The organism is Corallincola platygyrae, from assembly GCF_039544265.1.
Classification (GTDB): Bacteria; Pseudomonadota; Gammaproteobacteria; order Enterobacterales; family Neiellaceae; genus Corallincola; species Corallincola platygyrae.
Window position 1 is genome coordinate 238240 of sequence record NZ_BAABLI010000017.1, and the last position, 13833, is coordinate 252072.

11 protein-coding genes are annotated in these 13833 nt (G+C 51.2%); all 11 read right to left on the reverse strand.

What is annotated here, in order from left to right; all coding sequences use genetic code 11:
• Window positions 1–35 precede the first annotated feature (35 nt).
• Window positions 36–1697 carry an aspartate:alanine exchanger family transporter gene (locus ABEA14_RS15720; RefSeq protein WP_345341202.1) on the reverse strand — a complete coding sequence of 554 codons (1662 nt, stop codon included), beginning with the start codon at window positions 1695–1697 and terminating at the stop codon, window positions 36–38.
• A gap of 177 nt (window positions 1698–1874) precedes the next feature.
• Complete coding sequence (gene nadE, locus ABEA14_RS15725) at window positions 1875–3899, reverse strand: NAD(+) synthase (RefSeq protein ID WP_345341204.1); 2025 nt, start codon at window positions 3897–3899, stop codon at window positions 1875–1877.
• A gap of 159 nt (window positions 3900–4058) precedes the next feature.
• Window positions 4059–5891, reverse strand: coding sequence for a glutamine--fructose-6-phosphate transaminase (isomerizing) (gene glmS / locus ABEA14_RS15730; protein WP_345341206.1), 1833 nt, complete (start codon window positions 5889–5891; stop codon window positions 4059–4061).
• A 17-nt stretch (window positions 5892–5908) separates the two neighbouring features.
• On the reverse strand, window positions 5909–6685 hold the full coding sequence (locus ABEA14_RS15735; RefSeq protein ID WP_345341346.1) for a DeoR family transcriptional regulator: 777 nt from the start codon (window positions 6683–6685) through the stop codon (window positions 5909–5911).
• A gap of 273 nt (window positions 6686–6958) precedes the next feature.
• Complete coding sequence (gene glmU, locus ABEA14_RS15740; protein ID WP_345341209.1) at window positions 6959–8320, reverse strand: bifunctional UDP-N-acetylglucosamine diphosphorylase/glucosamine-1-phosphate N-acetyltransferase GlmU; 1362 nt, start codon at window positions 8318–8320, stop codon at window positions 6959–6961.
• Between the two features lie 97 nt (window positions 8321–8417).
• Window positions 8418–8843, reverse strand: coding sequence for a F0F1 ATP synthase subunit epsilon (locus ABEA14_RS15745; RefSeq protein WP_345341347.1), 426 nt, complete (start codon window positions 8841–8843; stop codon window positions 8418–8420).
• A 43-nt stretch (window positions 8844–8886) separates the two neighbouring features.
• Window positions 8887–10275, reverse strand: a complete 1389-nt coding sequence (gene atpD / locus ABEA14_RS15750; protein WP_345341211.1) for a F0F1 ATP synthase subunit beta — start codon at window positions 10273–10275, stop codon at window positions 8887–8889.
• 28 nt (window positions 10276–10303) lie between these two features.
• Window positions 10304–11164, reverse strand: a complete 861-nt coding sequence (gene atpG / locus ABEA14_RS15755) for a F0F1 ATP synthase subunit gamma (RefSeq protein WP_345341213.1) — start codon at window positions 11162–11164, stop codon at window positions 10304–10306.
• A 53-nt stretch (window positions 11165–11217) separates the two neighbouring features.
• Window positions 11218–12759, reverse strand: a complete 1542-nt coding sequence (gene atpA / locus ABEA14_RS15760; protein WP_345341215.1) for a F0F1 ATP synthase subunit alpha — start codon at window positions 12757–12759, stop codon at window positions 11218–11220.
• Between the two features lie 14 nt (window positions 12760–12773).
• Entirely contained in the window at window positions 12774–13307 is a 534-nt protein-coding gene (atpH, locus tag ABEA14_RS15765; RefSeq protein WP_345341217.1) for a F0F1 ATP synthase subunit delta, read from the reverse strand.
• Window positions 13308–13322: 15 nt separating this feature from the next.
• Window positions 13323–13793, reverse strand: a complete 471-nt coding sequence (gene atpF / locus ABEA14_RS15770) for a F0F1 ATP synthase subunit B (protein ID WP_345341219.1) — start codon at window positions 13791–13793, stop codon at window positions 13323–13325.
• Window positions 13794–13833: the final 40 nt, after the last annotated feature.

Consider the following 13833-nt stretch of genomic DNA (forward strand, 5'->3'; position numbering starts at 1 on the left):
CTAATGGCGCCTTTCACGTGGTAAACAAAACATCGTCACATCAGCATCATCAGGGTACCCGCCAGGGTCAAAATAACATTGGCAAAGGCGTAAGCACCGGTATAACCAAGCGCAGGAACCGAGCTCTTTGATGCTTCACACACCACACTCAAAGCCGCCCCAGATGTCATCGCCCCGGTGACACCGCCAAACGCTTCAGCCGGATTAAGGTTGAGCACTTTGCGGCTAAAGGTATAGCCGATAAACACAGGAATAAGGGTCACGATAATACCTGCCCCAATCAGCTTAATACCGGCGGTTTGTACGATATCAACAATGCCGCCACCAGCATTAAGCCCGACCCCCGCCATAAACATCATCAGCCCCAACTCAGATAACACCCAACGGGAAGCGGAAGGCACACGGCCAAACACCGGCCAAATAGAGCGTACAAAACCGATTAGCAGACCTACTATCAACAAGCCTCCGGCCATACCCAGGCCAATGGTGACCCCAGCGATGGTGATCGCCAGCGTACCCAGCATAATGCCCGCGGCGATCCCTAAACCAAAAGTAAGCAGATCAGTGTCTTCAATCTCTCGCTCTACATGGCCCACATGCTCAGCCAAACGATCAAATGCCTCTTCTGGTCCGTAAAAATCGATAACGTCCCCAAGTCGAAGTTCCAGATCTCCAGATAAAGGCAAAGATTGGCGATGACGATGTAAGGACAAAGGAATTGCGCCGACATGTTGCTCAGGACGTAGATCTTTGGCTTTGACTCCCACCACTTCTTTGTTAGAAACCACCACTTTCACCGTCGACATAGCCACAGACAGGCCTTCGTCGTCAGAGATCTCTTCAGCCACGGCGTTGGTCTCCACCAGCAGGAATTTCACATCACCCAACACCAGCACTTCATCACCGACCTGAAACAGCGTATCTCGAAGAACGGGGATGACTTCGCCATTGCGACGAATGGCCACGACCTTAATTTTGCCCGGTGCAGACATCTCGATATCACCGACATTTCTATCCAAACCTTCGGTTTTGGTGATGCGATAGGTGCGTCGGGTGATCTTGCCAAGATTAACCCCCTGTTCTTCATCACTGCCCCCCGTAAGTTTTGCCGCTTCTTTAGCCAGATTAATACCGAGAAACTTGGGCAAAAGGCGGATAGAGAGGATCAGGCCTATCAGACCAAACAGGTAGGTCAGGGCGTAACCGGCACCGATATTAGTAAGTACCTGCTGTTCGGTAAAACCTTCTGGAACGGGAGCAATACCGGAACTAACCGCATCCTGTGCAGCGGCAAGAGTGGGAGTGGTAGTCAAGGCACCACCGAGCATGCCTGCGGCCATGCCGGGCTGAAAATCCAATAGCCCAGCGAGAAACGCTGACAATCCAAAACCAGTGGCTGCTATTACCAACGCCAACGACAGGTATTTCAAGCCATCGGTCATCAGCACATCAAAAAATTTAGGCCCAGCCTGATACCCCACACAAAAGATAAAGATGGCAAAACCCATGGTTTGGATAGCCGAGTACATGGTGAAACCAAGGTGGCCAAAGAACAGCCCGGCCAACAATACCCCGCCCGCGGGTCCCAACGTAATGCCACCCAATGGGATACGCCCGACGGCATAACCCAGGCTCAATACCAGAAAGAAAACCAGCACAGGCTGGTTTTGCATAAAGGTCATAAACTCTTCGATCATCGGCCTCTCCCTGTTTGAGCAAATCTCGATTGAACCCGCGAAAGTTACCTCTAAGGATAGTTAACCTGGTGATAGTAGCCGGTTGAATTTTCGAATTTATTTTATGATTTTAGAGACAAAAAAGGCGCCTGACGGCGCCTTAAGAAATTGAGCTAACGAGATACCTCACAAGAGAGTCTAGGACAAGCTTGCCAACTCGCGTTTCAGCTGCGAATTAAGCACTGGGAAGCGACGATAAGATTTAGGGTCGGCACTGTCTGATTCAATGTGAAAACCGACAGCTAAACGTTCACGCTTCCACTGATTCCGGCAATAGAGCTGATAATAACGACGGATCCACTCAATCAACTGAGTACGATCTGCGCCCTCTGTCAGTGGGCTATCCGCTAAGCGATTTAGCACGCCCTGCGGGCTGAGGTACTGCACCTGTCCCAACTTGCGGATCTCATCCATGATCGGGAATGGCATCAAATCCGCTTCGTCGGTTTGTTCTACCGGACGCAGTTCGGCTGTCGGCCTCTGGCTATTGACGGCGTGAAGTGCCGGCAGCGGATGGCGCTCTGAATCACCGTTGTCACCACGCAGGATCACGCCTTGAGTTTCGAGGTAAGCATTGAGTTTCAACACTCGGGTCTTACTGATACCACCGATGGGCGAGAGTACCCCGCTGGTGTCGCCGTCCATGGTGGTATAACCCACCGACGCTTCACTCAGGTTAGAGGTTGCCACCAGCAGTTTGTTCTCACGGTTGGCTACCATCCAGATCCCCGGGCTGCGGACCCTGGCCTGAATATTCTGCAGTGTCAGATCGTCCTTCTCCCAGCTCAAAGGCTCTGCATTGGGCATACCACTGATTCGACTGCAGTACTCTTCCACCAGCGAAGAGATAGACCAGTTTACAAACTTGGCACCCAGCTGGTTAGCAACTGCCTTAGCCGCATTGGCGGTAGTATCGCTGCTGTTGTCTGAGCCCTGATAAACCGTGGTCAGTAGTTGAGGTAGCACGTCACTTTTTATCCAAGCCAGTCGTGCCGCTTTATCCTCTGGCACGGTCAACTTAAGGCCGACATTGGCCAGAGCCCGCTGATAACTTTCGGCGGACAGTTCATAAGCTGCGTAGGCATGGGACAGATACACCAGAGAAGCACACAAGGCTGAGTCTGCGCCACCAGAGAGGCTTACCGCATATCCGCGGGTATAGGTTTTGCGCATCCAGTCCCACATCCCCAGAGACGCGGTACGGATCGCGGCTTCGTGTTCATCCAGCTCAGCATATTGAGACAGGGCAGGGGCAATATTGAAGTTGCCACGCTGGGTCAACAATCCTTTGATTTCGACCACATCGTCCTGTTGCATCTCTGACTGCAGTTGACTGGAGATAATACGCTGGGAACGATTTGCCAGCAGATCTACCGTTGCAGATATCAAGGTAACTTCGCAGAATTGCAGGCGCTCGGCCTCTGCCACCAGCTCACCGTTAGACGCGATCATATTGCCGCCGTCATACACAGCACGTCCGGCCTCACAACCCTGCAGGTTGGCGTAAGCACACACCACGCCAAACGCACGGGAGCCTTCCTGAACGAAACGGCGACGCACTTCATGTTTACCCAGGGCAAAGTGACTGGCAGAGGGGTTCAGCAGCACATCGATTTGACGGTCATACAGGCGACGACCCGGACGGGCGGCAACCCAGCTGTCTTCGCAGATCTCAAAGCCAAACCGGATACCATCGATATCAAATACCCGATCTCCCACCGGCACCATCTGGCCACCCAATTGGATCTGGGTGAATTGGTCAGCAGGCCAGGGGGCAAACCAACGTGATTCGTAATGAATACCTGAGCGTGCCAATGTCTGCTTACAGGCAATCCCCAATATGCGATTTGTTGCAAGGAGCGCCACGGCATTAAACACCTGACCACCGGGGTAACACAGCGGGAAACCCACACTGGTGATCAGCGTCTCTGGAACCTCTGCGCTCAGCGTGATCAACACATCCTGAACATCGTCCAGCCACTCGCTGCAAAAGAACATGTCCTCACAGCCATAACCGGTGAGTGACAGCTCAGGTAGCAATAACACCTCCGCGCCCGCTTCAACAGCCGCAGCCATCGCCTGTTTTATCAGACCAACATTGTGTTCCAGATCCATTGGCACTGTGTTAACACTGGCAGCGGCCAGGGTGAGAGTGGTTTTCATAGCTTTCTTCACTAACGTCAGAATTTCGTTTGCTGATGAGGATCTTAGCTCTGACCCGGCAGCAATTGCGAGTTAATTTGCTCAAGCAACAAATAAAAAAGGCGTCGAAAGACGCCTTTTCTAATTTAAGGTCGGCACAAGAGTGGCAAATAGAACCGATTATTCTACGGTGACAGACTTGGCCAGGTTACGAGGCTGGTCAACGTCGGTACCCTTGATCAGCGCTACATGATAACTAAGCAGCTGCAGTGGCAGGGTATAGACGATAGGCGCAATCAACTCATCACAGTGTGGTACGTCTACCACACGCATGGTTTCGTCACTGGCAAAGTGTGCGTCTTTGTCTGCGAACACATACATGATGCTGCCACGTGCGCGCACCTCTTCAACATTCGAAGCCAGCTTTTCCAACAGCTCGTTGTTCGGCGCTACCACAATCACCGGCATCTCGGCGTCAATCAGTGCCAGCGGACCATGTTTAAGTTCACCCGCGGCATAGGCCTCAGCATGGATATAGGAGATCTCTTTAAGCTTGAGCGCACCTTCCATCGCGATAGGGTATTGGTTACCCCGGCCCAGGAACAGGCTGTGATATTTGTCAGCAAACTCTTCCGCCAAGTCTTCAATGTCACTGTCCAGGCTCAGCGCTTGTTCGACTTTCGCTGGCAACGCCTGCAGTGCACTGACAACCGCCGCTTCTTTTTCCACTGTCATTGCGTTGTGACGACCAATAGCGGCTACCAACATCAACAAACCGGCTAACTGCACGGTAAAGGCCTTAGTAGAAGCAACACCAATCTCAGCACCAGCTTTCATCATGTAAGCCATATCTGACTCACGCACCAGTGATGAGCCAGGCACGTTACAGATGGTCAGAGAAGACATGTAGCCTTGCTCTTTGGCCAGGCGTAATGCTGCAAGCGTGTCTGCGGTTTCACCGGACTGAGAAATAGTCACCAGCAAGGAGTTTGGCAGCACCACGGATTTGCGATAACGGAACTCAGACGCGATCTCGACATTGCAAGAAACGCCTGCCAGCTCCTCGAACCAGTAGCGAGCCACCATACCCGCATGATAGCTGGTACCACAGGCGATGATCTGAACATGTTTTACATCTTTCAGAAGGTCTGCGGCGCGCTCACCAAAGGTGTCGTCTGCCACTTTACCACCCGCAATACGCCCTTCGAGCGTGCGCTGCAGGGCAGCAGGCTGCTCGTAGATCTCTTTGAGCATGTAGTGTTTGTACTGACCTTTATCGCCAGCATCATGAGAGACGTTAGATTCGGTGATCTCGCGCTCAACAGGATTGCCATCGACATCGTAAATAGACACGTCACGGCGAGTCACTTCGGCCACATCGCCCTCTTCAAGGAAAGCAAAACGACGGGTCACGGGAAGCAGAGCGAGTTGATCTGAGGCGATAAAGTTCTCACCGACACCATAGCCAACCACCAGCGGACTACCCGAGCGAGCAACAACAACACGGGAAGGGTCACGGGTATCCATGACGACGGTACCGTAGGCACCTGTCAGTTGTTTAACCGCTGTTTGTACTGCCGCGAGAAGGGTTTCCGCCGACTTAAGTTCTTCGTTGACCAGGTGTGCAATCACTTCAGTATCGGTATCTGAGCTAAAAGTGTACCCCTTGGCTTGAAGTTGGCTACGCAGCTCGGCGTGATTTTCGATAATGCCGTTATGAACGACGGTAATTGTATCTTCTGAAACATGAGGATGGGCATTGGCTTCGTTAGGCTCACCATGAGTAGCCCAGCGGGTATGCGCGATACCGGTACCACCCGGCACGGGGGTTTCGGCAACTGCATCTGCCAGCGCCTGAACCTTACCGACACGACGCACACGCTGCAGATCACCTGATTCACCAATCACGGCAACACCGGCTGAATCATAACCACGGTATTCCAGGCGTTTGAGTCCCTCCAGCAGGATCTCAGCTACATCACGTTGCGCCACTGCACCCACGATGCCACACATAAGCTTTCCTCTCTTATTCAGTCTGCTTGGGTAGAGGCCACTGTGACCTCTACACCCAGTTTTTCTATGGTCTGACGGACCTCTGGGGCCAAGCCATCATCCGTCACTAATCGATTAATCTGTTGCCAGGGCAACTCAAGGTTTGGAATACGCCTACCGATTTTGTCGGACTCGATCACCACGACCACTTCTCGCGCCACTTCCGCCATCGCATGACTTAAACCTATAAGTTCATTAAACGTAGTGGTTCCCCGACTTAAATCAACGCCATCAGCGCCGATAAAAAGTTGGTCGAAATCATATGAACGCAACACCTGCTCAGCGACTTGTCCCTGAAACGACTCTGAGTGGGGGTCCCAGGTACCGCCAGTCATCAATAGCGTTGGCTCATTTTCCAGTCCATGCAGCGCATTAGCGACAGCGAGGGAGTTAGTCATGACCACCAATCCCCGCTTTTGATTCAGTTCGGGGATCATGGCCGCTGTTGTGCTGCCACTGTCGATAATCACCCGGTAATGGTCGCGAATGCAGTCTGCAGCCGCTTTTGCAATCAACTTCTTTCGTTTCGAAACTTTATGACCTTGAGGATCTGCTGAAAGTTCTTTTGGCACTGACATCGCACCACCAAACTTTCGAAGCAAAAGACCTGCAGCCTCCAGCGCAACCAGATCTTTTCTTACCGTTACGGCACTGGTATCGAACTTGGAGGCTAGCAGTTCAACCGTTGCTTCACCCAGTTCATTAACTAGGTCAACAATAGCGCGCCGTCTTTGTTGTGTATTTCGCTTCAAAATAAAAAGTTTCGTTTTGAAAGTTGACGTAATTATGCACAGGAATTTGAGATGCGCAAGGTGAACGGTATTATTTTTCGACAGACTATGTTTTCAGTTGGGAGTTTTGAATAGCAATAAATTATTGAAGTGATTGGATACCATGCGCTCTCAGTCAGGCATACGACCGCCAAGGAAAGCGAAAATGTCGAAAATGCATGGAGCTATTTTCGACCGTACATCCTGTACATAAAAAAGGCAGCCAGAGGGCTGCCTTTACGAGCATACGGTTGTTGATTACTTCTTCTTAACCGGGCGCTGCCAGCTGGTGATATGGGCCTGCTTACTTCGAGAAATAGCCAAAGCAGCGTCTGGCACATCCTTGGTGATGGTGCTGCCAGCACCTACCGTTGCATCCTTGCCGACAGTCACTGGCGCTACCAGTTGAGAATCTGAGCCGATAAAAGCATTGTCGCCAATAACGGTTTTAGATTTATTCGCGCCATCGTAGTTACAGGTGATGGTGCCCGCACCGATATTCACGCCAGCACCAATTTCGCTGTCACCAAGATAGGTGAGATGGTTGGCCTTAGAGCCTTCACCCAGCACTACCTTCTTCATCTCAACAAAGTTGCCGATATGGCTGTCATCAGCCATTTCACAGCCTGGACGAATGCGGCCATAAGGACCGATAGAGCAGCTAGCTCCCACCTTGGAAGACTCAATTATGGAGTTTGGTTTAACCACTGTGTTATCGCCGATCTCACAGTCAGTCAAAATGCTATTGGCACCAATATTTACGCCTTTACCCAGGGTAACTTTACCCTCGACAATCACATTCACATCGATAATGCAGTCTTCGCCGCAAGTTAACTCACCACGCAAATCAAAACGCGAAGGGTCACGCAGAGTCACCCCCTCGGTCATCAGTTGTTCGGCTGCACGCTGCTGATAAGCACGTTCCAACGTTGCCAGCTGAAGACGGTTATTAGCGCCTTCAACTTCAATCGCAGTTGAAGGTTGCGCGGTTTCGATACGACGACCTTCGTTGTAAGCCATCGCAATGACATCAGTAAGATAGTATTCACCCTGAGCATTGTCGTTAGACAGATTGGCCAACCAACGCTTCATATCAGCGCCTTCGGCGACGAGAATCCCCGTATTCACCTCTTGTACTTCCAACTGCTCTGGCGTCGCGTCTTTTTGCTCAACGATACCGCAAACAGCTTCTTCCAAGCGCAAGATACGACCATAACCCGTTGGATCATCCAGATTAACCGTCAGCAGGCCAATGCCTCCCTCTGGTTGCACTGCCAACAACTTATCCAGGGTGTCGCTGGTGATAAGCGGTACATCACCATAGAGCACCAGCACTTTGTCTTGATCATCAAAGTGGGGGATCGCCTGCGCAACCGCATGCCCGGTGCCCAACTGCTCAGCCTGCTCTACCCAAACCAAGCTTGGATCGGTAAGGGTTTGGGTTATCTGGTCAGCCCCATGGCCATAAACCAGGCAGGTTTTGCTGGCACCTACACCTGCGGCGGCATCAATAACATGCTGCACCATAGGTTTGTGAGCGACAGGGTGGAGTACTTTCGGCAAATTGGAGCGCATCCGTGTGCCTTTGCCAGCGGCAAGAATAACGACGGTCAGTGACATGGGGTCCTCATCGTATTTGAAACAGGGGATCTTGAAACTGCTTGGAGTATACAAAAAAGGCGGCCTATGGGCCGCCTTTTCTCATCAATTCCAGCTACTAACCAATGTTTTTACTGGAATATTCAGCTACACGCAGCTGAGCAATCGCTTTTGCCAGCTCCTGTGCTGCTTGGGCATAGTCGAAATCGCCTGACAAACTGCTGATATTGCTTTCAGCACGACGCTTAGCTTCTTCAGCTTCAGCTTTGTCGATGTCAGTTGCACGGATTACTGTATCAGCCAGCACGGTAACATTACCCGGCTGAACTTCCAGCATGCCGCCGGAGAGGTAAAATACCTCTTCGTGACCGTGTTGTTTGACCATGCGAACCATACCAGGCTTCAGCGCGGCCAGCAGTGGTGAGTGACCAGGCATAATACCCAACTCACCCTCACTACCAGTTACCTGAAGCGATTCCACTCGACCCGAGAAGATCATGCTTTCTGCACTCACAACATCAAGGTGTACTGTCATCGCCATAATATCCTCCGCATTTAGTAGTCGTATTTAACGTCTTTAAAAGACATTAAACAGACTTCGCCTTCTCAACAGCTTCGTCGATACCGCCGACCATGTAGAATGCCTGCTCTGGCAGGTGGTCGTATTCACCGGCAAGGATGCCCTTGAAGCCGGAGATAGTATCTTTCAGCGAAACGTACTTACCTGGAGAACCTGTAAATACTTCAGCTACGAAGAATGGCTGAGACAGGAAGCGCTGGATCTTACGAGCACGAGCTACCAACAACTTGTCTTCTTCAGACAGTTCGTCCATACCCAGGATCGCGATGATATCTTTCAGCTCTTTATAGCGCTGAAGAACGGTCTGAACGCCACGAGCCACTTCATAGTGCTCCTGACCTACAACCAGTGGATCCAGCTGACGTGAAGTAGAATCAAGCGGGTCAATCGCAGGGTAAATACCCAGAGCAGCAATGTTACGGCTCAATACTACGGTTGCGTCCAAGTGCGAGAAAGTGGTCGCTGGTGACGGGTCAGTCAAGTCATCCGCTGGTACGTATACCGCTTGGATTGACGTAATCGAACCTGTCTTAGTCGACGTAATACGTTCCTGCAGAACACCCATCTCTTCAGCCAGAGTAGGCTGATAACCTACCGCTGATGGCATACGACCCAGGAGTGCTGATACCTCAGTACCCGCCAGGGTGTAACGATAGATGTTATCAACAAACAACAGTACGTCACGACCTTCATCACGGAATTTCTCAGCCATTGTCAGGCCGGTCAATGCTACGCGAAGACGGTTACCCGGTGGCTCGTTCATCTGACCGTAAACCAGGGCTACCTTGTCCAATACGTTGGACTCGTTCATTTCGTGGTAGAAGTCGTTACCTTCACGGGTACGCTCACCTACACCGGCGAATACAGAGTAACCTGAGTGCTCGATCGCGATGTTACGGATCAGCTCCATCATGTTTACGGTTTTACCTACACCGGCACCACCGAACAGACCAACTTTACCACCCTTAGCGAATGGGCAAACCAGGTCGATTACTTTAATACCTGTTTCAAGCAGCTCATTTGATGACGCCTGCTCTTCATAGCTTGGTGCTTCGCGGTGGATACTCCAGCGGTCCTGCTCACCAATTGGGCCAGCTTCATCTACCGGATCACCCAAGACGTTCATGATGCGACCAAGTGTTTCAGTACCTACAGGAACCTTGATTGGGTCCTGGGTATTGAGAACATCAGATCCACGACGCAAACCGTCAGATGAACCCATAGCGATGGTACGAACAACACCACCACCCATTTGCTGCTGAACTTCCAGCACCAGGCCTTTACATTCGCCTTCACTTTCAATTTTCAGCGCATCATACACCTTGGGTACCGCGTCTTGCGGGAACTCAACGTCAACGACTGCGCCGATGATCTGTACAACCTTACCTGTACTCATTGCATTTCCTCTAATTCTGTTCAGTCACCTAAACCGCAGCCGCCCCGGAGACGATCTCGGTCAATTCCTGGGTAATACCGGCCTGACGGGCCTTGTTATACACCAGAGAAAGATCATCAATGAGGTTATCCGCGTTGTCGGTAGCCGCCTTCATGGCCACCATACGTGCCGCCTGCTCACTGGCCTGGTTTTCAACCACGCCCTGATACACGAGGGATTCGATATAACGATCCATTAGCGCATCGAGTAGCTCTTTGGCGTCCGGCTCGTAGATGTAGTCCCAGAGGTGCTGTAGCTCTTCATTTTCCGCCTTAGGCAAGGGGAGAAGCTGCAGTATGGTTGGGTCCTGCTTCATGGTGTTAACGAATCTGTTAGCCACGATATAGAGGCGGTCAATTTCGCCATTATCGTATGCTTCCAGCATCACCTTAACGGTACCAATCAGGTCCTGCAGTGCCACATCATCACTCAGGCCGGTGACCTGAGCTTTCACTGCACCACCAAACTTGTGGAAAAACGCAGCTGCTTTAGAGCCCACTACCGCAAAAGAGGCATCAACCCCTTTTTCTTTCCACTCGGTTACATCCGCAGTGACTTTTTTGAACAGGTTGACATTGAGACCACCGCACAAGCCACGGTCTGTAGAGATAACGATGTATCCTACTCGCTTGACCTCGCGCTCCTCAACATAAGGATGACGATACTCCAAGCTACCTAAGGCAATGTGACTGATCACTTTGTACATGTTCTGAGCATAGGGACGTGACGCCGTCATGCGATCCTGCGCTTTGCGCATTTTACTCGCGGCGACCATCTCCATAGCACTGGTGATCTTCTGAGTGTTCTGAACACTCAGGATCTTGCTTTTAATCTCTTTTGCGCCAGACATCTCTGTTCACTCCTAATCTTGCGGGGCAGCAATGAAGCACTGCCCCAACGTGATTACCATGTCTGAGTTGACTTGAACGCTTCCAGAGCAGCTTTCAGCGCAGCATCAATCTCGTCGTTGTAGTCGCCGCTTTCGTTGATCTTAGCCATCAACTCAGCGTGCTCACTAGCCATGTAAGATTGCAGGGCAGCTTCGAAATCCATCACCTTGTTCAACTCGATGTCGTCAAGGAAACCTTTCTCTGCAGCATACAGCGACACAGCCATACCAGCAGTGCTGAGCGGGCTATATTGCAACTGTTTCATCAACTCGGTAACACGCTGACCGTGCTCCAACTGACGGCGAGTTGCATCATCAAGATCTGAAGCAAACTGTGCGAATGCCTGAACTTCACGGTACTGCGCCAACGCGGTACGAATACCACCACCAAGCTTCTTAATAACCTTGGTCTGAGCTGCACCACCTACACGAGATACAGAGATACCTGGGTCAACCGCAGGGCGAATGCCTGAGTTGAACATGTCGTTGTCCAGGAAGATCTGACCATCTGTAATCGAAATTACGTTGGTAGGTACGAATGCCGATACGTCACCCGCCTGGGTTTCGATGATTGGCAGCGCAGTCAATGAACCAGTCTGGCCTTTCACTTCACCATTGGTGAACTTCTCAACGTAGTCAGCATTTACTCGAGCAGCACGCTCAAGCAGACGGCTGTGAAGATAGAATACGTCACCAGGGAATGCTTCACGGCCTGGCGGACGACGAAGCAGCAATGAGATCTGACGATAAGCAACGGCCTGTTTGGACAGGTCATCGTATACGATCAGAGAATCTTCACCACGGTCACGGAAATATTCACCCATGGAACAGCCAGAATATGGTGCCAGATATTGCAGTGCCGCAGCTTCAGACGCTGATGCAACTACAACAATGGTGTTTTCCAGTGCACCGTGTTCTTCAAGCTTACGAACCACGTTAGCGATGGTTGAAGCTTTCTGACCAATCGCTACATAGATGCTCTTAATACCAGAGTTTTTCTGGTTGATGATGGCATCAATAGCAATCGCGGTTTTACCCGTCTGACGGTCACCAATGATCAACTCACGCTGACCACGGCCGATTGGGATCATTGAGTCAATCGCTTTCAGACCTGTTTCTACAGGCTGAGAAACTGACTGACGCTCAATAACGCCTGGTGCGATAACTTCTACCGGAGAGAAACCGTCGTTATCGATTGGGCCTTTACCATCAATAGGTTCACCCAGGGTGTTAACGACACGACCTAGCAGACCGCGGCCTACTGGTACTTCCAGGATTCGGCCAGTGCTTTTCACTTTGACACCTTCCGCTAAGTCAGCGTAAGGGCCCATCACAACCGCACCTACGGAGTCACGCTCCAGGTTCAGTGCGATAGCGTAGCGGTTACCTGGCAGTTCGATCATTTCGCCCTGCATACAGTCAGCAAGGCCAGTGACACGGATAATCCCGTCACTTACAGACACAATAGTGCCTTCGTTGCGAGCTTCACTCACAACATTGAACTTCTCAATCCGCTGTTTGATCAGTTCACTGATTTCAGTGGAATTCAGTTGCATGCTCTAATCCCCAATTATGAATGCAACGTATCGGAGAGGCGGTCTAGTTTGCCTCTTACCGAACCGTCGATCACCAGGTCACCGCACTTGATCAGCACGCCTGCCAGAAGTGTTTTATCGACATTGCAATTCAGCTTAACTTTGCGATCCAGACGCTTTTCCATCATCGCGACGATCTTGCTCTCTTGGTCAGCACTCAGTTCGCTGGCAGAGTTAACCTCGACCTCAGCGATTGCGTTGTGCTCGGCAACCAATATATGGAACAGACCCGCCACGTCAGGCAGCGCCTTCAAGCGTTCGTTTTCCGCCATCATCCGAATCAGGTTCTGGCCATGCTCATCGAGTTGTTCACCACACACGGTAACAAACAGTTCTGCCAACGCTTCGGCTGACAGTTGGCTGGTGAATAAAGCTTGGATCTGGTCGTCTTGTGCTACTTGCGCAGCAAAGTCCAGCATCTCACTCCATTTATCCAGCGCCGCTTTCTCGACAGCAAATTCAAAAGCTGCTTCAGCATAGGGGCGAGCGACAGTTGTCAAATCAGACATGGGTCATCCCTTTGCTTAAAGTTCCTCTGCCAACTTATCGAGTATGTCGGCGTGAGCAGCTTTATCGATGGAACGCTCAAGGATCCGCTCAGCGCCGCTAACGGCTAGGGCAGCAACCTGCTGACGCAGTTCCTCTTTAGCGCGATTACGCTCGGCTTCAATTTCCGCCTGGCCCTGAGCAATGATCTTGGCACGCTCGGACTGGGCTTCTTCTGTTGCCTCTTCGATAATCTGGTTTTTACGCTTGTTCGCCTGCTCGATGATCTCATGAGCCTGTTGCTTGGCTACTTTGAGCTGGTCCTTGGACTTTTCCTGGGCCAGTTCGAGACTCTTTTCGGCGCGGTCTGCATCAGCAAGACCATCAGCGATTCTGTTCTGACGCTCTTCGATAGCTGCCATGATCGGTGGCCATACATATTTCATGCAGAACCACACAAAGACAGCGAACGAGATCATCTGGCCAATTAAGGTAGCGTTGATATTCACAACACCTCCTCCTTTTTAACTTCTAAACGCGTAGAAATAG

Coding starts and splice junctions, on each gene's coding strand:
- ABEA14_RS15720 (WP_345341202.1), bottom strand. CDS start 1,697: ATGATCGAAGAGTTTATGACCTTTATGCAAAACCAGCCTGTGCTGGTT.
- nadE (WP_345341204.1), bottom strand. CDS start 3,899: ATGAAAACCACTCTCACCCTGGCCGCTGCCAGTGTTAACACAGTGCCA.
- glmS (WP_345341206.1), bottom strand. CDS start 5,891: ATGTGTGGCATCGTGGGTGCAGTGGCGCAACGTGATGTAGCTGAGATC.
- glmU (WP_345341209.1), bottom strand. CDS start 8,320: ATGTCACTGACCGTCGTTATTCTTGCCGCTGGCAAAGGCACACGGATG.
- atpD (WP_345341211.1), bottom strand. CDS start 10,275: ATGAGTACAGGTAAGGTTGTACAGATCATCGGCGCAGTCGTTGACGTT.
- atpG (WP_345341213.1), bottom strand. CDS start 11,164: ATGTCTGGCGCAAAAGAGATTAAAAGCAAGATCCTGAGTGTTCAGAAC.
- atpA (WP_345341215.1), bottom strand. CDS start 12,759: ATGCAACTGAATTCCACTGAAATCAGTGAACTGATCAAACAGCGGATT.
- atpH (WP_345341217.1), bottom strand. CDS start 13,307: ATGTCTGATTTGACAACTGTCGCTCGCCCCTATGCTGAAGCAGCTTTT.